Source organism: Massilia solisilvae, from assembly GCF_024753215.1.
GTDB classification, from domain to species: domain Bacteria; phylum Pseudomonadota; class Gammaproteobacteria; order Burkholderiales; family Burkholderiaceae_D; genus Telluria; species Telluria solisilvae.
On sequence record NZ_JANUGV010000001.1, the window covers coordinates 1,351,349 to 1,370,163 of the forward strand.

Sequence of the window (18,815 nt, forward strand, 5' to 3'; positions counted from 1 at the left end):
TATCTGACAGGAGACCACATGCGATACCTTGCAGGCAAAGCGCACGAACTGCCCGGCAACCGCACCAACCTGGGCGGCTACCGCGCGCGCCACTTCCTTTTCAGCGTCACGGCCGGCGTGGCCACGCTGACCCTGAACCGGCCGGAGCGCAAGAACCCGCTCACCTTCGAATCCTATACCGAGCTGCGCGACCTGTTCCGCGAGCTTGCCTACGCCGACGACGTCAAGTCCGTGGTGCTGGACGGCGCTGGCGAGAACTTCTGCTCAGGCGGCGACGTGCACGAGATTATCGGGCCACTCACCAAGCTGGACATGCCGGGCCTGCTCGCCTTCACGCGCCTGACCGGCGACGTGGTCAAGGCGATGCGCGCATGCCCGCAGCCGGTGATTGCCGCCATCGACGGCGTGTGCGCGGGCGCTGGCGCCATGCTCGCGCTGGGCTCGGACATCCGCTTTGGCACCGCGCGCAGCAAGACCGCCTTCCTGTTCACCCGCGTGGGCCTGGCCGGGTGCGACATGGGTGCGTGCGCGCTGCTGCCGCGCGTGATCGGGCAGGGCCGTGCTTCCGAGTTGCTGTACAGCGGACGCAGCATGGGCGGCGAGGAAGGCGAGCGCTGGGGCTTCTTCAACCGCCTGTGCGCGCCCGAGAACCTGGTGGCCGACGCGCAGGGCTTTGCGGCCTCGCTCGCGGCCGGCCCCACGTTCGCGCATGGGATGACCAAGAAAATGCTGCAGCAGGAATGGAACATGGGCGTGGACGAGGCCATCGAGGCCGAGGCGCAGGCGCAGGCGATCTGCATGGCGACCAACGACTTCCACCGCGCCTACCACGCCTTCGTGGCGAAGGAAAAACCGCAATTCGAGGGCGACTGATGGCCGATACCGACTACCTCAACTGGCCGTTCCTGGAACCGCGCCACGCCGCGCTGGCGCGCGAGCTCGACGCCTGGGCTGCGGCCAACGTGGCCGAGCACCACGGCGCCAGCGTGGACGATACCTGCCGGGCGCTGGTGAAAAGCCTTGGGCTGGCCGGCTGGCTGCGCCATGCGGTGGGGGGCACGCGCTATGGTGGCGTGGGCGACGCGATCGACACGCGCGCCATCTGCCTGTTGCGCGAGACGCTGGCCCGCCATTGCGGTCTTGCCGACTTCGCGTTTGCGATGCAGGGGCTGGGCAGCGGGGCGATTTCGCTGTTCGGCACCGAAGAGCAGAAGCAGGCATACCTGCCGCGGGTGGCGGCCGGCGAGGCGATTGCCGCGTTCGCGCTGTCGGAGCCGGAGGCCGGCTCGGACGTGGCCGCAATGCAGTGCGCAGCGCGCCGCGACGGCGACCATTATGTGCTCGACGGCGAAAAGACCTGGATTTCCAACGGCGGCATCGCCGACTTCTATGTGGTCTTTGCCCGAACCGGCGAGCAGCCTGGCGCGCGCGGCATCTCGGCCTTCATCGTCGATGCCGGCATGACCGGCTTTGGGATTGCCGAGCGCATCGACGTGATCGCGCCGCACCCGCTGGCGCGCCTGCGCTTTGACGGCTGCCGCGTGCCGGCGAGCCGCATGATCGGCGCACCGGGGCAGGGCTTCAAGGTCGCCATGGCCACGCTCGACGTGTTCCGCACCTCGGTTGCGGCCGCGGCGCTCGGCTTTGCGCGGCGCGCGCTGGACGAAGCGCTGGATCGCGCCGCCTCGCGCAAGATGTTCGGCAAGACGCTGGCCGACTTCCAGCTCACGCAGGCCAAACTGGCGCAGATGGCGACCGGCGTGGACGCAGCCGCGCTCCTGACCTACCGCGCGGCCTGGCTGCGCGACCAGGGCCGCCGTGTGACCAAGGAGGCGGCAATGGCCAAGCTGACCGCGACCGAAACCGCGCAGCAGGTGATCGACAGCGCGCTCCAGATGTTCGGCGGGCTGGGCGTGGTGAGCGGGCAGCCGGTGGAGAGCCTGTACCGCGAGATCCGCGCGCTGCGCATTTACGAAGGGGCGAGCGAAGTGCAGCAGCTGATCATCGCGCGCGAGCTGCTGGGCGAACGCGGCATCAAACCAAGCTAAGGAAAGGCGACAGATGGAGATCCTGAACCCGGCCGGATGGCCGCGCCCGAAGGGCTATTCGAACGGCGTGGCTGCGCGCGGGCGCGTGGTGTGCGTGAGCGGCATGGTGGGGTGGGACGCGCAAGGGCAGTTCCACACCGACGACTTCGTGGGCCAGTGCCGCCAGGCGCTCGAGAACATCGTGGCCGTGCTGCGCGAGGCGGGCGCGGAGCCGGGGGACATCGTGCGCATGACCTGGTATGTGCTGGACAAGCGCGAGTACCTGGACGCGGGCGCGGCGCTGGGCGCGGCCTACCGCGATGTCATCGGCCGGCACTATCCGGCGATGAGCGCGGTGCAGGTATCGGCGCTGATGGAGGACCGGGCGCGCGTGGAGATCGAAGCCACTGCCGTCATTCCGGACTGAGCGCCGCCGGGGCGCCGATTCTGGTAGGGTGGGCCGCATCGTCAAGGATGGAGCGGCCATGAACACCCAGATCGTACGCATATTCGACAATTACGACGCGGCCCAGCGCGCCCGCGCCGAGCTGATTGCCTCCGGCTTTACCGACGAGCGCGTGCAGCTCAAGGTCAAGGAAGACGAGGCGGGGCCGGCAAAGTCCAACTTCACGGTCGGGAACGACCCGAACGTGGTGGGTGGGCAGGCGTACAGCCGCACCTATGCGCCCACCAACCAGGTGGAGTACTTCATGATGACGGTGCTGGCCAATGACCCCAGCGAGGCCGCGGGCGCCGCGTCGATCATGGCGCGCCACGGCGCCACCAGCGGCGACCCAGCACAGCAGCCGCCGCGCCGGTAAGGCGCGCCTGAGCCACATTGTTAGCTCCCCCATAACCGTCGTCCCGGCGAAGGCCGGGACCCATAACCCGTTCGCAACAACGGTTCGGCGGGAATAAAGGGCCGCGTGACAAGACGCTCAGCATGGGTTCCGGCCTTCGCCGGAACGAGGGTTTTGGACACGCCGCTAGCCGAAGCCTTCCCGTCAGCTCCAGCTCAAATCGACCTTACTCAACGGCAGCTCGCGCACCCGCTTGCCCGTCGCCGCGAAAATCGCATTGCACACGGCCGGCGCCAGCGGCGGCAAGGCCGGCTCGCCCAGGCCGGTGACCGGATAGTCGGTCTTGAGGAAATGCACGTCGATCTGCGGCGGCGTCTCCGCCATGCGCAGCAGTTTGTACTCGTGGAAATTGCTCTGCACCACGCGCCCGTTCTCGATATTCAGCTCCGGGTACATCAGCGTGGACAGCCCGTCGATCACCGAGCCCTGCACCTGGTTCTCGGCGCCGGACAGGTTGACGATCTGGGCGCCGATGTCGGTCACCACGACCACGCGGTCCACCTTGAGCTTGCCATCGCGCGAGACCGTGACCTCGGCCACCTCGGCAATATAGCCGCGATGGCTGAAGTGGAAGGCGATGCCCTGGCCCTGGCCGCGCGGGAACTTGCGCTTGCCCCAGCCCGATTTCTCGGCCACCTCTTGCAGCACGTGCTTCATGCGCGCGACGTTGTAGGGCACGCCGCGCTCGCCGGTGCCCGGCACCATGTCCTTGTCGCCCAGCAGTTCAAGGCGGAACTCGAGCGGATCGCGTCCCGCCGCGTGGGCCAGTTCGTCGATAAAGCTATGAAATACCCACGCGAACACGTTGCTGCCCGGCGCGCGCCACGGTCCCATCGGGATGCTGCATTCGAGTGCGGTCTGTTCCAGCAGGCAGTTGGTCACCCAGCGGCCCGGGAACTCGTCGCCCGACAGGCTGCCGCCGCTGCCCGGCTGCAGCACGCTCTTGCCTTCGCGCTCGACCCGGTTGGCAAAGGTGACGAAAAGGTTGTGCCATCCCACCAGCTTGCCTTGCCCGTCGATGCCGCCGCGCAGGAAGTGGAAGCCGCCGGCGCGGAAATGGTCATGCTGCAGGTCGTCCTCGCGCGTCCAGGTCAGTTTGACCGGCGCGGCAACCTTTTGCGCAACCGCCACGGCTTCGACGATGAAGTCCGAACTCAGGCGACGGCCGAAACCGCCGCCACTGCGGGTGATGTGCAGCGTGATGTTGTCCTTGGGGATGCCGAAGGTGCTGGCAACCAGTGCCTGGCCGGCGCCCGGGTTCTGCGTGGGCGCCCACAGTTCCACCGTGCCGCTGGCCGGCTTGAACCAGGCGGTGCAGTTCTGCGGCTCCATGCTGGCGTGCGAGATGAACGGGTAGCGGTAGGCCGCCTCCACCTGCTTGGCCGCGCCGGCAATCGCCTTGTTCGCGTCGCCATCCTGGCGCAGCGTGGTCGTGCCCGGCTGCCTGGCTGCCGCCTGCGCTGCGGCCGAGAAGCCAGCCCAGCTGTGCGCGGCGCCCGCGCCTTCGTCCCACTCCACCTTGAGCTGCTTGCGCGCGCGGAACGCCGCCCAGGTCGAGGTCGCGACGATCGCCACGCCCGGCACCAGGCCGTTCAGGTTGCTGGTGCCCTCGACGATGAACGCGTCCTTCACGCCCGGCAGCGCCTTGATCTCGGCCTCGTTGAAGCTCTTCGGCTTGCCGCCAAACACCGGGCACTTCGCGTACACCGCGTACAGCATGCCGGGCAGTTGCACGTCGATGCCGAACAGCGGCTTGCCGGTGACGACGGCCAGGTTGTCCACGCCGCCGATGCGCGTGCCGAGCAGCTTGTAGTCGGCCGGGTTCTTGACCTTGACCTGCGCCGCGTCCGGCACCGGCAGCCTGGCAGCGGTGGCGACCAGCTTGCCGTAGGGCAGGCGCCGGCCGCTGGCAGCATGCACCACGGCGCCATTGTCGGCGTGGCAGTCGGCGGGCGAAACATTCCACGTCTGCGCCGCCGCCTGCACCAGGATCGTGCGCGCGGTGGCGCCCAGCTTGTGGAAGGGCTCGTAGTTGGTCGGCGTGGAGGTCGAGCCGCCCGCACCCTGGCTGCCGTAGGCCGGGTTCAGGTCGCCCTGGACGATGTGCACGTCGCGCCAGGGCACTTCCAGCTCTTCGGCCAGCACCATCGGCAGCGAGGTCTTGATGCCCTGGCCGATTTCCGGCTGCTTGGATACCAGCGTCACCTTGCCGGTGCTGTCGATGCGGATGAAGGCGTTCGGCGCGAATTCTTCAGGCCTGGCGCTGACAGCGGCCAGCACGCCATCGGCATACATGCCAATCACCAGTGCGCTGCCGCCCAGCGCGCCCTGGCGCAGGAAGTTGCGGCGCGACGGGGAGGGAGGAAGCGTGGTCGTCATTTCTTGCCCTTTCCGTTGGCGGCAATCTCGGCGGCGCGGTGGATGCCGGCGCGGATGCGGGTGTAGGTCGCGCAGCGGCACAGGTTGCCGTCCATCGCGCTGTCGATCTGGGCGTCGGTCGGCTGCGGATGTTGCTTGAGCAGGGCGCTGGCGGTCATGATCTGGCCGGCCTGGCAGTAGCCGCACTGCGGCACGTCCAGTTCCTGCCACGCTTGCTGCAGCGGGTGCATCGCATGCGGGTCAAGGCCCTCGATGGTCGTGATCTTCTTGTTGCCCACGCTGGACACCGGCGTCAGGCACGAGCGGGCAGGCACACCGTCCAGATGCACGGTGCAGGCGCCGCATTGTCCAACGCCGCAGCCATACTTTGTGCCGACCAGGCCCAGTGCATCGCGCAAGGCCCACAACAGCGGGGTGTCCGGTTCCACTTCAACGGCGCGCGGCTTGCCGTTGATGTTCAGATTGTATTTACTCATGATTGACCTTGCCCGAAGATAACTGCGCACATGCTAACGAAATCGTGGCTGGGTGGCTAGATGCACGCAGGGGATCGAGAAATATTGCCCGACAGTCTTTGTATTGCCGCGCCTCATTGAGCCAGGCGAGGAACCGGGCTTGAGCGTTGATGCCGATCAATCCATGGTCAACTTTGCTGAACTAGAGACGCACATGCTTCTACCCTTGAGCAGGTAGCCAACGCTACCACGCGTTCCGGCCCGCGTTTTTAACCGCCGGTACACAACTTACGCACAATCGGGAGGCCCAAATGAAATCGCATGCGCTCGCTTCCGTACCAGCGCTCGTCCTGTTGATGGCCGGCGCGCCGCTTGCCCAGGCGCAGGACAACATGGTCAGCATCACCAACAACGACGCGAAGGCGGCGGCGGCCTACTGGACGCCGGAGCGGTTCAAGGCCGCCAAGCCGTTGCCGATGCCGCACGCCGCGCCGGGCGCAACGCTGCGCGAGGAGCCCACGGGGGCGCCGTCAGGCAAGGTCGAAGCCAGCGATGGCCGAGCCCCCGCCGAGAACCTGCGCGCGTCGCCCCAGCGCCTGTACAAGCCCGATACTGCGCCGGGCCGCAGCAATGGCGAGGTGACGACGCCGGGCGCCGTCGGCACCTTTGGCGCGCACTACACCAGCACGCGGGTGTTTCCCATGTTCACCGGCACGGCCGCACCGTTTTCGGCTGACCGGGCCTATCCGTACATCACGGTCGGCAAGCTGTTCTTCTCGATCAACAACGAGCCCTTCGTCTGCTCGGCGTCCGTCATCCAGCACCGCATCGTCGCCACCGCCGGCCACTGCGTGCACAGCGGCACCTCGCAGGGCTTCCACAGCAACTGGGTGTTCGTCCCGGCCTTCCGTGACGGCACCGCGCCGCTCCTGGTCTGGAACTGGCGCGCCGCCATCGTGACCGGCACCTGGGCCACTGGCGGGGGCACCGTGCCCAATGCGGCCGACTACGCCATGATCGAGTTCGGCGACCAGAGCGTGAACGGGCGCACCTTCGCCCTGGGCGACGTGACCGGCTGGCTCGGCTGGCAAACGCTCAGCCTGTCGGCCAACCACACGTCCAAGCTCGGCTACCCCTGCAACCTGGACAGCTGCCAGAAGATGCAGGATGTCACCAGCGGCGCCTTCCGCAACACCGCGCCCAACAACGTCGAGTACGGGTCGGATGCGCTGGGCGGCTCTTCCGGCGGGCCGTGGGTGCAGAACTTCCAGCTCCTGCAGACGGGTGGCGGCACCGGCTCGAACACGGGCTCCAACCGGGTGGTGGGCGTGACCTCGTACATCTACGTCCCGTCCGACCCGAAAGTGCAGGGCGCCTCGATCCCGGACAATCGCTGGGTGAGCATCTTCACCACCCTGTGCTCCCGCGTTCCCGGCAACTGCCTATAAGTCCAGTACGTGTCCCGGCGCGAGCCGGGACCTCCGCCTCTCTGCTTTGTAAAAATGGCATCAGTGCCGTACTATTACGAAGCATCATTTCCTGGCGGAGAGACGGATGGGCGACTTCATCAACACGGCTGTCAACTGGATCGGCAACCTGCTCGGGCCGAACCCCGACTGGAAGCAGGCACTGTTGACGGCGATGACGCCCATCTTCATTGCCGCTTTCCTGATCGAGCTGGCGCGGGCACGGCGCCTGGGCCGGCTGGGGCAGTTCCACTGGAAGGAAATCGGGGCAAACATCGCGCTTGGCGCCGGCTACCAGGTGATGGAGGCGCTGGCCTGGATCGTGGCAGGCGGCGCCACCTTCGCATGGTTTTACCAGTACCGGCTGTTCGACATGCCGGTCAACGCCTGGACGGTGGTGCCGATCTTCGTCTTCGTCGAATTCTGCTATTACTGGTTCCACCGCTGTTCGCACCGGGTGCGCTGGTGGTGGGCGGCGCACGTGCCGCACCACAGCGGCGAGACCATGAACTTCACCACCGCCATGCGCCAGAGCGTGCTCAATGCGCTGGTCGGGATCTTCGTGTTCTACGTCCCGCCGGTGCTGCTGGGCGTGCCGCCGGCGGTGGTGATGTTCATGCTGGCGATCGACCTGAGTTACCAGTACTTCGTGCATACCGAGTCCATCGGCAAGCTGCCGGCGTGGTTCGAGTTCGTGTTCGACACGCCGTCGAACCACCGCGTGCATCACGGGCGCAATCCGCAGTACATCGACAAGAACTACGGCGGGGTGCTGATCATTTTCGACCGCATCTTCGGCACCTACGAGCCGGAGGTGGAGAAGGTCGAATACGGGATTCCGCGCCAGATACGCTCGTATAACTTCTTCGTGCTGAACTTTCACGAGTTCGTGGACATGCTGCGCGATGTGCTGGCGCCCGGGCCGTTGTGGCAGCGGCTGAAGCATTTGTGGATGCCGCCGGACTGGAAGCGGCCGGGGCATGAGCCGGTGCATACGTGGACGGTGGAGCGCAAGGAGATGCCGGCCGCCGATCCAGATGAGATTGTCGTGGCCAGGCAGGCCTGAGTTGAACGCGTGGGCAGGAGAACCTGCCCACCCTACGCGATAACCTGGTAGGGTGGGCAGGTCTCCTGCCCACGCGTTCAACCGGCAGGTGCGATGTTCAAACGCCTTCCGGATACGTCTCCGGCGGCTCGCCGGTATGCCATCCACTGGTGGGATCGAGCGGCTGCACGGCCGTGGTGGTGTCGATGTGGATCACCGCATCGAACTGGCGCGGCATCTCGGCCGAAAAGTAGTGGCTCTGGCGTTCGGTGCGCGGCAGGTAAATGACGCCGATCGCGCGCTCCAGCCGGCTTTTCATCAACGCGTCGCGCGCCCGTCCGGACGTATTCAGCGCCAGGAAAAAGCGCGGCATGCCAACCCGGTGCAGCACTTCCTCGTAACTGTCCGGCATGCCCGGGCGCACGCGCTTGCGCTCGGCCGGGCCGTCCCATTCGGACGCGGCGGTCACCCAGCCGTCGTAGGTGGAAAAGCCGATCAGCCGGGCGTCGTCGCCGTAGGCCCCGCGTACCAGCTCGCCCACGTTCCATTCGCCCGCGTCGCCCATTTCGGTGGCGCGCGCGTCGCCAATGTGCGAGTTGTGCTCCCACACCACAATTTTGGCCTGCTGGCCGCCGCGCGACAGGTGGCGCGACAGCGCGTCGAGCGTCTCGGCCATGTGCTTGTCGCGCAGGTTCCATGACGAGACGCGGCCGCGGAACATGGTGCGGTAATATTCCTCGGCGTTCTTGACCAGCCGGGCGTTCTGCTGCGCGTAGAAGAACGCGTCCTCGGCATGGCCGCCGTCGGCCTGCACATAGTCGAATGCGCGCTGCTGGAGTTCCTGCAGCTGCGCAATTACGCCCTGTTCGCACGATTCCGACATGCCGATGCCGGTGGCGTAGCCGTAGTGCTGGCTGTCCTCGTAGTAGTGATCGAAGCAGGCATAGCGCTGACGCGCCAGGCCCGCGGCGTTGGGATCGACTTTTTCGAGGTAGCGCAGCACTTCCTGGATCGAGGTGAACATGCTGTACAGGTCCAGCCCGTAGAAGCCGACGCGCTGCGCCGTATCGAAGAGCGCGTTGTGGCCGCGCAGCCACTCGACGAAATCGGCCACGTCGGTGTTGCGCCACATCCAGCTCGGAAAGCGCTGGAACCCGCCCAGCGCCTGCACGGCGTCGGCGTCCTTCTCGTCGCCGCGCACGTAGCAGTTGGCACGGTAGGCGTCCGGCCAGTCGGCCTCGACCGCGACCGCGTTGAAACCCTTGTCCCGGATCAGCCGCTGGGTGATGCGCGCGCGTTCTTCGTAGAACTCATGCGTGCCGTGGGTGGCTTCACCCAGCAGCACGTAGTGGGCGTCGCCCACCAGGTCGAGCAGGGCGTCGTAATCGGCGCGCGCGCCCGTCAGCGGTTGGGCGGCCGCCGCGATGGCGGCCGTGAGGCTTGCGGTGGCGGTCGTCATGATGTGCCTAGTGCAGGAAACGGCTCATGAAGCCGCCCGAACGCGCCGTCTCCCGCTGCATTGCGCCGCCGCGCTCGATCAGGGCCTTCATGCGGGCAAGGTCGTCGTCCATCTGGCGCTTGGGGTCGGAGCCGATCAGGGACGCGATGCGGTGGCCGATCTCGCCGGCCGGCGGGGTGTACGACATGCGCACCGTGACGCGCGTGCCGCCGCGGCTGGGCTCGAACTGCACCGAGCCGGACTGCGGGATCTCGGCGCCACGCTCCGTGCGCCAGGCCAGGCGGTGCGGGCGCGAATGCTCGGTGAGCTTGGCGTCCCATTCAAATTCGCTGCCGGCCGGACCGCGCACCACCCAGTGCGAGCGCCCGCGGCCGAGGTCGCGCACATCGACCACGTGCGACATGAAGCGTGGGAAGTTTTCGTAGTCCGCCCACAGGTCGTACACCTCCTCGGGCGAGGCGTCGATGTGGAGCGTCTTTTCCAGGTCGACGGTGCGGCTCAGCGCGCGGCCGCCCACCAGGCTGCGCAGCGGCTGGCCGCCCATGCCGCGCGCCAGCATGGCGATGCCGGCCAGGCCGATTGCGATGCCAACAGGCGAGCGGCGCATCAGCCCGTACAGGCCCAGCAGGCCGCCGCCCACCATCGCTGAATTGCGCAGTGCCGGCGTCCAGTCGCCGCGGCTGCCCTGCATCGACTGCTGCACGCGGCTGGCCATGTCGCTGGCGCTGTGCGTGGCGCGCGCCATGGTGTCGGACAGGGCGCTGCTGGCCTGGCGGCCCAGCCGCTGTGCCGATTCGCCGAGCGAGCCGGCGCCGTCCGGCCGTGCCAGGTGGCTCACCTTGTCCCAGGCATTGCCCAGCATTTGCCCGCCCTGGCGGCCCATGCCGCGCACGGCGTCGGTGGCCTGGCTGCGGCGGGCGTCGCCGCGGTCGGGGTCGAGCATGTACATCAGGAGAGCGCCAGCGGCGGCGCCGCCCAGCCATTTACCAAGGTCAAGTCCCACGTCGGTCATTTGCTTCATGTTGATTCCTTTCGTCAGGTTTCGTCATGGTGTTGGCGTGGCGGCTGGCCTGGTCGCGCCAGGCCATCGCCAGCAGGTCCTGCACTTCCTCGTCGCTGGTCTGGTCAAATTCCCTGTACCACTGGCTCACGGCGCGAAAGAACAGGGGCGTGGACAGGCAGACGAACTGGTCCACCCGCTGCGCCATGTCGGCGGCCGTGTCGGGCGGCGCCACCGGCACCGCCACCACCACCTTGCCGGCGCCGTGCTGGCGCGCCACCTCGACCGCGGCCATCATGGTCGAGCCGGTGGCGATGCCGTCGTCCACCAGCACCACGGTGCGCCCGCGCAGCGCCACCGGCGGGCGGTTGCCGCGGTACTTGCGCTCGCGCCGCACGATCTCGGCCGCCTCGCGCGCGGTGACGGCGTCGATCTGCGCCGCAGTCACGCCCATCTGCCCCGGAAAGCCGGGCTGCAGGTAGCGCACGCCGCCGCTGCCGATCGCGCCCATCGCATATTCTTCCTGTCCCGGCATGCCGAGCTTGCGCACGATGAGCAGGTCGAGTTCGACGCCCAGCGCCAGCGCCACGGCAAACGCAACCGGCACGCCGCCGCGCGGCAGGGCCAGCACAACCACATCGGGCCGGTGCGCATACATGCCCAGCCGCTGGGCCAGCAGTTGCCCGGCCTGGGCACGGTTCTTGAAGCGGACTTCGTCAGACATGGTCAGGCTCCCGGCACGAATGGGTGCCTGTTGGACCGTCGCCCGCGGCGCTGGTTGCGGCACACGGCGGGCGCGTTGCGCGTCGATGCGCCCGCGCGCAGGCGGGCGTTCTAGCGTTACTGGATGGTCAGCCGGCGTGCCTCTGCGCCCTGTTTTTTGGGCAGGGTCAGGTGCAGGATGCCGTCTTCCAGCCGGGCTTGCGCGGTGGCGTCGTCCACCTCCGTCGGCAGCATGAAGCTGCGCAGGAACTTGCGTGCCGAGCGCTCAGAATACACCACGTTTTCGCCCTCACGCTGTTCGTTTGCCGTGCGGCATTCGCCCTCGATCGTCACCCGGTCGTGCTCGATCGAGACCTTGATGTCTTCCTTCTTCACCCCGGGCATTTCGGCTTCGATGTCGTAGCCCTTGTCGTTCTCGCGCACGTTGATGCGCGGGCTGATCGTGTCTTCCGCGCTCCAGCCGCCACCGGCGCCGCCGAACGGCGACAGCATTTCCTGGAACATGTTCTGCACGATCCGGCCGAACTGGTCTTCAACCGATCCCGGGCGCCAGGCCGACAGCGGGGATGCGTTTCTCCTGATGAGATTCATGACAGCCTCCAATCTGTTGTTGAATGACATTGAACACGTCGCGGCCAATGCCGCCATTGTCATTTATAGGGCAGTGAAAAATGTCTTTCAAGGGTCGTGACGGTGGCGTCATGCAGCTCCCTTCCGGTCGATTTGCAGTACTGTCTTTGATACGGAACAGTAGGCTTGCGTGCGCCGTGAATCCCGATTTGTCCTAACGGTCAGAAGCAGCAAAAGGAGGAATGAACGTGAACGAGACATTGCTGAGATCGTGGTGGATGCCGGCCCTGCGCGGGCTGGTCACGGTGGCGTTCGGCCTGCTGGTGTTGCTCGACATCGCGCTGATGTGGCTGGTGGCGCTGTTTGCCGCTTACGCGCTGCTGGCGGGCGCGGTGTGGGCGGCCGGGGCCTTGCACAACCGCCGTGCCGACGCGCGCTGGCGCATGCCGTTCATGCTGGGGGCGCTGGGCATCGGCATTGGCACGCTGGCGCTGGCGCGGCCGGTGCGCACCGAGCTGGTGCTCATGGTCCTGATCGGCGCGCATGCGCTGGCCACGGGCCTGCTCGACATGGTGGCGGCGCTGCGGCTGCGCAAGTTCATCCGTGGCGAGCGCCTGTTTGCGCTGTCGGCGCTGACCTCCATCGTGTTCGGCATTGCGGTGGCGGCGGCGCCGGATGCCGGCGCGGGCGCGCTGGGGCCGCTGGTGGGAATCTATGCGCTCAGCAGCGGCCTGGCGCTGTTCGTGCTCGGCATGCGCGTGCGAGCGTGGGCGTTGCGCGACATGGCGGCCGGAACCGAACTGGCGGCACCAGCGTGATCCTTTTTGCACGGTGCGAGGTTTCCCGCCCACGGGTTCGAGCAGTCGATGCGTATTGAAATGCACCACTTGTGGTGACGTCGCCGCGAGTCGAACGCGTGGGCGGGAGACCCGCCCACCCTGCGATCACGCCGCATGGGCGGTTTCAGCACCGGTCCGCGGCGCCGGCGCGCCAATCGCCACCTGCACGGCGTCGTCCACATTGTTCAGCCAAACGAACTGGAGCTGGCGCCGCGCTTCGTCGGGAATCTCGTCGAGCTCCTTCTGGTTGCGTGCAGGCAGCATCACGGTCGTGATGCCGGCGCGCAGCGCGGCCAGCACCTTTTCCTTGATGCCGCCCACCGGCAGCACCAGCCCGCGCAAGCTGATTTCGCCGGTCATCGCCACGTCGCTGCGCACCGGCGTGCCCATGGCCAGCGAGGCCAGCGCGATGAACATGGCCACGCCCGCGCTCGGCCCGTCCTTCGGGATCGCGCCGGCCGGCACGTGCACGTGCACGTCGCAGCGCCGGAACACGTCCGGGCCGAGCCCGAACGTGCCGCCATGCGCCTTCACCAGCGTGAGCGCGGCCTGCGCGCTTTCCTTCATCACTTCGCCCAGTTGCCCGGTCAGGATCAGCCGCCCGTTGCCCGCTACCCGGCTCGCTTCGACGAACAGGATGTCGCCGCCCACCGGCGTCCACGCCAGGCCGGTGGCCACGCCCGGCAGGCTGGTGCGCATCGCCACTTCGCTTTCGTACTTGCGGGGCCCGAGGATCGCGGGCAGGTCGGGGGCGTCGATCGCGATCCGCTCGGCCGAGCCCTCGGCAATGCGTACCGCGGCGTGGCGGAACACCGCGCCGATCTCGCGTTCAAGGCCGCGCACGCCTGCTTCGCGTGTGTAATCGTCGATCAGGGCGCGCAGCGCCGCGTCGGTGATGTCCACCTGATCGGCCGTGAGCCCGTTGGCCTGCAGCTGGCGCGGCACCAGGTAGCGGCGCGCGATCTGCTCCTTTTCCTGGCTGGTGTAGCCGGGCAGCGAGATGATCTCGAGCCGGTCGCGCAGCGGCCCTGGCATGGTGTCGAGCATGTTGGCGGTGCAGATGAACAGCACCTGCGACAGGTCGAACGGCACCGCCAGGTAGTTGTCGCGAAAGGTCGAGTTCTGCTCGGGGTCGAGCACTTCGAGCAGCGCCGCGTTGGGGTCGCCATGCAGGCTGGCGCCCATCTTGTCCACTTCGTCGAGCATCATCACGCAATTGCGCGTGCCGGCCTTGCGGATGCCCTGGATGATGTTGCCGGGCAGGGCGCCCACGTAGGTGCGGCGATGGCCGCGGATCTCGGCCTCGTCGTGCACGCCGCCGAGCGACACGCGCGCGAACTTGCGCCCGGTGGCGCGCGCGATGCTCTGGCCGAGCGAGGTCTTGCCCACGCCGGGTGGCCCGACAAAGCACAGGATCGGGCTCTTGCCGTGCGGGTTGAGCTTGCGCACCGCCAGGTATTCGAGGATGCGCCGCTTGATGCGCTCCAGCCCGAAATGGTCCTGGTCGAGAATTGCGCGCGCCTGCGCCAGGTCGATGATCTCGGCCGGCGGCTCGGCCCATGGCAGTTCGGTCAGCCACTCCAGGTAGGTGCGCAGCATCGAATACTCGACCGAGGCCTCGGAGGTCTTTTCGAGCCGGCGCATTTCCTTGAGCGCGTGAGCCTGGGTGTCTTCCGGCATGTGCGCATGGGCGATGGCCTGGCGCAGGTCGGCCAGCTCGGTGTCGCCGCTTTCGTCCTCGCCCAGTTCGCTCTGGATGGTCTTGAGCTGCTCGCGCAGCATGAATTCGCGTTGCCGCTCGTCCATGCGCTGGCGCGTCTGTTCGTTGATCTGGCGCGACAGGCGCAGCACTTCGATGCGGTGCGCCAGGTGCTCCAGCACCTTTTCCAGCCGCCGCTTCAGGTCCAGCGTTTCGAGCAGGTCCTGCTTTTCCTCGGCGCTGATGTCCATCAGCCCGGCCACGAAGTCGGCGTAGGCCGCCGCCGACGTCAAGGCCTGCAGTGCGCGCGTGAGCTCGGCCGGCACCTGCGGCAGCAGGCCGAGGATGTCGTTGGAGCGCTGGCGCAGCTGGATGAACAGGGCCTCGATCTCGGGGCGCCGGTCGTCCTGCTCGGGCAGCAGGTTGGCGCGCGCCACGTTGAACGGGTAGCCTTGCAGGTACTCGAGCGCGCCAAAGCGCTGCTGGCCCTGGCAGACGATGTGGTGGGTGCCTTCCTGCGTGGTGACGTAACGCACGATGGCGGCCACGGTGCCGATCCGGTGCAGCTGGTCCGGTCGCGGCGTTTCGGCGGCGGGGTCCTTTTGCAGCACCACGCCGATCGGCCGTTCGCTGCGCGCGGCTTCCTGCGCGGCGGCGATCGAGGCCGGCCGCCCGATGCTGATCGGCGACACCATGCCGGGAAACAGCACCAGGTTGCGCACCGGGACGATGAGCAGCGCGTCCGGCGGCAGGTCGAAGCGCGGCGCGGCCTGTGCGGCGTCGGTCGGGTTGTCGTTCATGGCGCGCCTTCCAGCTTGTCCAGCGTGAGGGTCAGGCAACCGTCGGCCAGCACGCGCGCGCCCAGCCGCAACATTCGCCCGGGCAGCTCGATGCGGCGCTCGAAGTGGCCGTAGGGCAATTCGAGCCTGTGGATCAGGCCGGCTGCAGCCGCGGGCGGCTGGCGGCGCTGGCCGCGCACGAGGATGGCGTGGCCGTCGATGTCGATCTGCAGCTGCTCGGCGGCCACGCCCGGCAGCGCGACCACGATGATGAACTGGCGCGCGGTTTCGAACACGTCCACCGGCGGCTCCCAGGTCGGGCGCGACTGGCCGGCCGCGCCGAGCTGGAAGAAGCGCCGGTGCAAGCGGTCTGCGCGCTCGATCATTTCGAGCGCCTCGCCCCACATCCAGACGGTCGGATCGCGTACTTGCATGACGCTCTCCACGCGGTTCGGAAAGCGGGTTTGACCGGAGCGGAGCCGGTTCGTTCTGGACTATTCGAGCTGGCGGCGGTGAAAGCGCAGATGGTGCTCGATGAAGGTCTGGATGAAGTAGTAGCCGTGGTCGTAGCCGGGGTGAAAGCGCAGCTCGAGCGGCTGGTCGGCCTGCTCGCAGGCGAGCGCGAAGTCGTCCACGTTCAGCTGCTCGGCCAGGAATTTGTCGTGCAGGCCCTGGTCGATGAGGATGCCGTTGGGAAAGGGCGTCTTCATCACCAGCATCAGCTCGGTGGCGTCGTAGGCACGCCAGGCTTCGCGCTCCGTGCCAAGGTAGCCGCCAAATGCCTTTTCGCCCCACGGGCAGCGGCCGGGCGCGGCGATCGGCGCAAATGCCGACACCGAGCGGAACAGGTCGGGATTGCGCAGCGCCAGCACCAGCGCGCCATGCCCGCCCATCGAGTGGCCAAAGATGCCGCAGCGGCTCGGGTCGGCCGGCAGCGTGTTCATCACCAGGTCGCGCAACTCCAGTATGTAGCTGTACATGCGGTAGTGGCGCGCCCACGGCTCCTCGGTCGCATCGACGTAAAAGCCGGCCCCGACGCCGAAGTCCCAGCTGTCCGTTTCGCCGGGCAGGTTGGCGCCGCGCGGGCTGGTGTCGGGCGCCACCAGGATGATGCCTTCCTGCGCCGCCACGCGCTGGGCGCCGGCCTTGGTCATGAAGGTCTCTTCGGTGCAGGTGAGTCCGGCCAGGTAGAACAGGACCGGCAGCCTCTTGCCTTCTGCCTGGGGCGGAAGGTACACCGAGAAGCGCATCGGCAAGCCGATGGCGGCCGAATCGTGGCGGTAGAAACGTTGCAGGCCGCCGAAGCAGGCGTGTTCGCTGATGAGTTCTGGCATGGTAATGTCGTCAATGGTCGATGCCGCAAGTATGCCCTTGGCGGACGCGGCATGCCAACAGCGCACGCAATCAGACCAGGTGCAGCGCGCCGAGCAGGGCGCCCGCGCCCAGCACCCACAGGATGTGCAGGTGCGTGCGCCAGATCACGAGCATGCTGGCGGCCGACAGCAGCCCCAGGCGCCAGTTGGCGCTGCCGGTGCCGCCGGCACTGGCCAGGATCCAGGCGGTGGACAGCAGCAAGGCGATCACGATCGGCGCCATGCCCAACTTGAACGCGCGGACCGCGCGCAGTTCGCGGTTGCGGTGGCCCCATTGCGCGGCCGCGTAGGTGAGCAGGGTGGAGGGGATCATCATGCCGAGCATGGTGGTGGCCACGCCGGCCAGTGCCAGCAGCGGGCTGCCGGCGTTCATGCCCACGTGCCAGCCCATCAGCGCGACGAACAGCACGTTCGGCCCCGGCGCGGCCTGCGCCAGCGCGATCGCGTCGCTGAACTGTTCCTGCGTCAGCCAGTGGTGCTGCTCGACCAGGAAGCGGTGCATCTCGGAGGTGGTCGAGATCGCGCCGCCGACCGACATCAGCGACAGCATCAGGTAGTGTGCAAACAGGTTGATCCAGTCGTGCCAGGCCAGCACGATGTGCAACGGCGCGCTCGTCATGCCAGCCTCCGCCATGCGATCACGCAGCCCAGGCCGCCCAGGCCGAACAGCACCACCGGCAACGGCCAGTGCAGCAGGGCCACCAGCGCAAAGCCCACGACGACGATGGCCGCGACCCAGCCGCCCGGGATCGGGCTGCGCTTGAGCGCCGGCAGCATCTTCAGGCCCGCTGCCGCGATCAGGCCGGCGGACACGGCCGCCATGCCGCGCAGCGCGCCGACCACGGCCGGGTTGCCGGCGAAGCGGTCGTGCAGCAGCGCCAGCAGGATCACCAGCACCAGCGGCAGCGCCAGCATGCCGGCCAGCGCGGTCATGGCGCCGGCAAAGCCGAAGTAGCGCGCGCCGATCATCAGCGACAGGTTGACCACGTTCGGGCCGGGCATGATCTGCGCGACCGCCCAGTCCTCGATGAATTCTTCCTGCGTCAGCCAGCGCTTGCGCTCGACCAGCTCGCGCTGGACGACGGCCAGCACGCCGCCGAAGCCCTGCAGGGCGAGCAGCGTGAATGAGATGAACAGGTCGGCAAGCGATTGCGGGCGGGGACGCGGTGCTTCGGCGTCGAGCGTTTCGGGACGCGGTGCGGCGGAGAAGGTCATCCACGCATTATCGCGTCCGCCAGCCGTCCTGTCCAACCGCTAGCCGCCGCCGATGCCTTCGACGATGCGGCCGGAACCGCCGCACATCGGGCATTGGCGCCCGTCGGCCAGCTTGCCGGTGCCGTGGCAGGCCGAGCAGATGTCTTCGCCGGTGCCCGGGGTGCCCGGCAGGGCGGCGTCGCCGGGATTGGGGGACGGCTCGGGAGTGGTTGCCATGGAAACTCCTCGCTGTGGTCAGGTGGACGAGGGCATTCTAGGCATCTGGCCAACGTGGCGGCGCGCCGCTGGACAGAATGATCGCGTGGCAACGGCGCCAGATATTTTTGGCTTCGATGGTGAGCTGATATTGACATTGAACCGTGCAGATGAATACTCGTTACGAACGCGCTACCACGCTCTACTTTCGAAGGAGTCGCGATGGATCAATCTTTGTACGAAAACATCGGCGACCCGCAAGTTGCCGTTCCCAACGTGCGGCGCGACCACCGCTGCCATGCGATCGTCGAGCATGGCATCCTGATGCAGCAGAGCGGCTGCACGGTCTCGGCGGTCGAGTACCTGAAAGCGCGCGGCGTGGCGCCGGAAGTCATCCGTCGCGTCTTGCTGGAGCCCCAGCGGCGGCGCGCGCGGGGCTGAATGTTTCCTTTTGCGCAAGAATATCGATAAAAAAATGACATCGATTTCGCTGGCGCTGGGGCCGCAGGATTGCCCGGTTATGCACAAAAATTTCGTTTTTTTAACTCACGGAGATTTTTACGAGGCGGTGCCGCGGGTGTTGCCAAGTCCTTGATTTTTAATGGCGCAAAATCTGCCCGTCCGATGGGCAGTTTGTTGAAACCCGCTCCACTACGCGCTTCTGGCCTGTCAAGGGGGCGATTTTCCACATCGTTATCCACAGCGTTTGTGGATATCCGAAAAAAACCTTT

Annotated in this window: 20 protein-coding genes; 8 read left to right on the top strand and 12 right to left on the bottom strand. The window is 67.3% G+C overall.

The genetic code is table 11. The features are described from left to right. The first annotated feature begins 18 nt into the window (after positions 1-18). Genes NX773_RS06135 through NX773_RS06150 form a run of 4 tightly spaced genes read left to right on the top strand, consistent with a single transcriptional unit; the run spans position 19 to position 2,848 of the window. Positions 19-873 carry an enoyl-CoA hydratase family protein gene (locus tag NX773_RS06135; RefSeq protein WP_258855437.1) on the top strand — a complete coding sequence of 285 codons (855 nt, stop codon included), beginning with the start codon at positions 19-21 and terminating at the stop codon, positions 871-873. Beyond that, complete coding sequence (locus tag NX773_RS06140) at positions 873-2,048, top strand: acyl-CoA dehydrogenase family protein (RefSeq protein ID WP_258855438.1); 1,176 nt, start codon at positions 873-875, stop codon at positions 2,046-2,048. The genes NX773_RS06135 and NX773_RS06140 overlap by 1 nt, the downstream gene beginning before the upstream one ends. A 13-nt stretch (positions 2,049-2,061) precedes the next feature. After that, on the top strand, positions 2,062-2,454 hold the full coding sequence (locus NX773_RS06145) for a RidA family protein (protein ID WP_258855439.1): 393 nt from the start codon (positions 2,062-2,064) through the stop codon (positions 2,452-2,454). A 58-nt stretch (positions 2,455-2,512) separates the two neighbouring features. Beyond that, the gene (locus tag NX773_RS06150) at positions 2,513-2,848 is read left to right on the top strand and encodes a hypothetical protein (protein ID WP_258855440.1); all 336 of its coding nucleotides are present in this window, start codon (positions 2,513-2,515) and stop codon (positions 2,846-2,848) included. A gap of 183 nt (positions 2,849-3,031) precedes the next feature. Here NX773_RS06150 and NX773_RS06155 read toward each other — a convergent pair whose 3' ends face one another. Both NX773_RS06155 and NX773_RS06160 read right to left on the bottom strand, forming a co-directional pair. Continuing rightward, the gene (locus NX773_RS06155) at positions 3,032-5,266 is read right to left on the bottom strand and encodes a xanthine dehydrogenase family protein molybdopterin-binding subunit (RefSeq protein ID WP_258855441.1); all 2,235 of its coding nucleotides are present in this window, start codon (positions 5,264-5,266) and stop codon (positions 3,032-3,034) included. Next, on the bottom strand, positions 5,263-5,742 hold the full coding sequence (locus tag NX773_RS06160; RefSeq protein ID WP_258855442.1) for a (2Fe-2S)-binding protein: 480 nt from the start codon (positions 5,740-5,742) through the stop codon (positions 5,263-5,265). The genes NX773_RS06155 and NX773_RS06160 overlap by 4 nt, the downstream gene beginning before the upstream one ends. Before the next feature lie 290 nt (positions 5,743-6,032). On the opposite strand from NX773_RS06160, the gene NX773_RS06165 reads away from it, so the two are divergent. Both NX773_RS06165 and NX773_RS06170 read left to right on the top strand, forming a co-directional pair. After that, positions 6,033-7,169: a trypsin-like serine peptidase gene (locus NX773_RS06165; RefSeq protein ID WP_258855443.1), complete on the top strand. Its 1,137-nt coding sequence runs from the start codon at positions 6,033-6,035 to the stop codon at positions 7,167-7,169. A gap of 106 nt (positions 7,170-7,275) precedes the next feature. Further along, the gene (locus tag NX773_RS06170; RefSeq protein ID WP_258855444.1) at positions 7,276-8,253 is read left to right on the top strand and encodes a sterol desaturase family protein; all 978 of its coding nucleotides are present in this window, start codon (positions 7,276-7,278) and stop codon (positions 8,251-8,253) included. A 97-nt stretch (positions 8,254-8,350) separates the two neighbouring features. On the opposite strand, the gene NX773_RS06175 is transcribed toward NX773_RS06170, so the two are convergent. The 4 genes from NX773_RS06175 to NX773_RS06190 all read right to left on the bottom strand — a co-directional run bounded on the left by NX773_RS06175 (position 8,351) and on the right by NX773_RS06190 (position 12,005). After that, the gene (locus NX773_RS06175; RefSeq protein ID WP_258855445.1) at positions 8,351-9,691 is read right to left on the bottom strand and encodes an erythromycin esterase family protein; all 1,341 of its coding nucleotides are present in this window, start codon (positions 9,689-9,691) and stop codon (positions 8,351-8,353) included. Positions 9,692-9,698: 7 nt separating this feature from the next. Then, positions 9,699-10,712, bottom strand: coding sequence for an SRPBCC family protein (locus NX773_RS06180; RefSeq protein ID WP_258855446.1), 1,014 nt, complete (start codon positions 10,710-10,712; stop codon positions 9,699-9,701). Continuing rightward, positions 10,684-11,415, bottom strand: coding sequence for a phosphoribosyltransferase (locus NX773_RS06185; RefSeq protein WP_258855447.1), 732 nt, complete (start codon positions 11,413-11,415; stop codon positions 10,684-10,686). Before NX773_RS06185 ends, NX773_RS06180 begins: the two co-directional genes overlap by 29 nt. Before the next feature lie 116 nt (positions 11,416-11,531). Beyond that, positions 11,532-12,005, bottom strand: a complete 474-nt coding sequence (locus tag NX773_RS06190) for an Hsp20/alpha crystallin family protein (protein WP_258855448.1) — start codon at positions 12,003-12,005, stop codon at positions 11,532-11,534. 227 nt (positions 12,006-12,232) lie between these two features. Between NX773_RS06190 and NX773_RS06195 the strand changes: the two genes are divergently transcribed. Next, positions 12,233-12,802, top strand: coding sequence for an HdeD family acid-resistance protein (locus NX773_RS06195; RefSeq protein WP_258855449.1), 570 nt, complete (start codon positions 12,233-12,235; stop codon positions 12,800-12,802). A gap of 126 nt (positions 12,803-12,928) precedes the next feature. On the opposite strand, the gene lon is transcribed toward NX773_RS06195, so the two are convergent. The 6 genes from lon to NX773_RS06225 form a co-directional block, all read right to left on the bottom strand. Next, positions 12,929-15,322 carry an endopeptidase La gene (gene lon / locus NX773_RS06200; RefSeq protein WP_258855450.1) on the bottom strand — a complete coding sequence of 798 codons (2,394 nt, stop codon included), beginning with the start codon at positions 15,320-15,322 and terminating at the stop codon, positions 12,929-12,931. Next, complete coding sequence (locus NX773_RS06205) at positions 15,319-15,735, bottom strand: Hsp20/alpha crystallin family protein (protein WP_258855451.1); 417 nt, start codon at positions 15,733-15,735, stop codon at positions 15,319-15,321. The genes lon and NX773_RS06205 overlap by 4 nt, the downstream gene beginning before the upstream one ends. Positions 15,736-15,795: 60 nt before the next feature. Continuing rightward, positions 15,796-16,635, bottom strand: a complete 840-nt coding sequence (gene fghA / locus NX773_RS06210; RefSeq protein WP_258855452.1) for an S-formylglutathione hydrolase — start codon at positions 16,633-16,635, stop codon at positions 15,796-15,798. 70 nt (positions 16,636-16,705) lie between these two features. After that, positions 16,706-17,293 (bottom strand): chromate transporter, encoded by a 588-nt coding sequence (locus NX773_RS06215; RefSeq protein WP_258855453.1) that lies wholly within the window; start codon positions 17,291-17,293, stop codon positions 16,706-16,708. Then, a complete protein-coding gene (locus tag NX773_RS06220) occupies positions 17,290-17,889 on the bottom strand; it encodes a chromate transporter (RefSeq protein WP_258855454.1) in 600 nt (199 codons plus the stop codon). Before NX773_RS06220 ends, NX773_RS06215 begins: the two co-directional genes overlap by 4 nt. 39 nt (positions 17,890-17,928) lie before the next feature. Next, complete coding sequence (locus tag NX773_RS06225; RefSeq protein WP_258855455.1) at positions 17,929-18,105, bottom strand: hypothetical protein; 177 nt, start codon at positions 18,103-18,105, stop codon at positions 17,929-17,931. A 201-nt stretch (positions 18,106-18,306) separates the two neighbouring features. Here NX773_RS06225 and NX773_RS06230 point away from each other — a divergent pair, with 201 nt between their 5' ends. After that, positions 18,307-18,525, top strand: coding sequence for a hypothetical protein (locus NX773_RS06230; RefSeq protein ID WP_258855456.1), 219 nt, complete (start codon positions 18,307-18,309; stop codon positions 18,523-18,525). Positions 18,526-18,815: the final 290 nt, after the last annotated feature.

What these genes read in the sequence shown, in the direction of transcription:
- NX773_RS06135 (WP_258855437.1), top strand. Translation starts at nt 19, where the DNA reads ATGCGATACCTTGCAGGCAAAGCGCACGAACTGCCCGGCAACCGCACC.
- NX773_RS06140 (WP_258855438.1), top strand. Translation starts at nt 873, where the DNA reads ATGGCCGATACCGACTACCTCAACTGGCCGTTCCTGGAACCGCGCCAC.
- NX773_RS06145 (WP_258855439.1), top strand. Translation starts at nt 2,062, where the DNA reads ATGGAGATCCTGAACCCGGCCGGATGGCCGCGCCCGAAGGGCTATTCG.
- NX773_RS06150 (WP_258855440.1), top strand. Translation starts at nt 2,513, where the DNA reads ATGAACACCCAGATCGTACGCATATTCGACAATTACGACGCGGCCCAG.
- NX773_RS06155 (WP_258855441.1), bottom strand. Translation starts at nt 5,266, where the DNA reads ATGACGACCACGCTTCCTCCCTCCCCGTCGCGCCGCAACTTCCTGCGC.
- NX773_RS06160 (WP_258855442.1), bottom strand. Translation starts at nt 5,742, where the DNA reads ATGAGTAAATACAATCTGAACATCAACGGCAAGCCGCGCGCCGTTGAA.
- NX773_RS06165 (WP_258855443.1), top strand. Translation starts at nt 6,033, where the DNA reads ATGAAATCGCATGCGCTCGCTTCCGTACCAGCGCTCGTCCTGTTGATG.
- NX773_RS06170 (WP_258855444.1), top strand. Translation starts at nt 7,276, where the DNA reads ATGGGCGACTTCATCAACACGGCTGTCAACTGGATCGGCAACCTGCTC.
- NX773_RS06175 (WP_258855445.1), bottom strand. Translation starts at nt 9,691, where the DNA reads ATGACGACCGCCACCGCAAGCCTCACGGCCGCCATCGCGGCGGCCGCC.
- NX773_RS06180 (WP_258855446.1), bottom strand. Translation starts at nt 10,712, where the DNA reads ATGAAGCAAATGACCGACGTGGGACTTGACCTTGGTAAATGGCTGGGC.
- NX773_RS06185 (WP_258855447.1), bottom strand. Translation starts at nt 11,415, where the DNA reads ATGTCTGACGAAGTCCGCTTCAAGAACCGTGCCCAGGCCGGGCAACTG.
- NX773_RS06190 (WP_258855448.1), bottom strand. Translation starts at nt 12,005, where the DNA reads ATGAATCTCATCAGGAGAAACGCATCCCCGCTGTCGGCCTGGCGCCCG.
- lon (WP_258855450.1), bottom strand. Translation starts at nt 15,322, where the DNA reads ATGAACGACAACCCGACCGACGCCGCACAGGCCGCGCCGCGCTTCGAC.
- NX773_RS06205 (WP_258855451.1), bottom strand. Translation starts at nt 15,735, where the DNA reads ATGCAAGTACGCGATCCGACCGTCTGGATGTGGGGCGAGGCGCTCGAA.
- fghA (WP_258855452.1), bottom strand. Translation starts at nt 16,635, where the DNA reads ATGCCAGAACTCATCAGCGAACACGCCTGCTTCGGCGGCCTGCAACGT.
- NX773_RS06215 (WP_258855453.1), bottom strand. Translation starts at nt 17,293, where the DNA reads ATGACGAGCGCGCCGTTGCACATCGTGCTGGCCTGGCACGACTGGATC.
- NX773_RS06220 (WP_258855454.1), bottom strand. Translation starts at nt 17,889, where the DNA reads ATGACCTTCTCCGCCGCACCGCGTCCCGAAACGCTCGACGCCGAAGCA.
- NX773_RS06225 (WP_258855455.1), bottom strand. Translation starts at nt 18,105, where the DNA reads ATGGCAACCACTCCCGAGCCGTCCCCCAATCCCGGCGACGCCGCCCTG.
- NX773_RS06230 (WP_258855456.1), top strand. Translation starts at nt 18,307, where the DNA reads ATGGATCAATCTTTGTACGAAAACATCGGCGACCCGCAAGTTGCCGTT.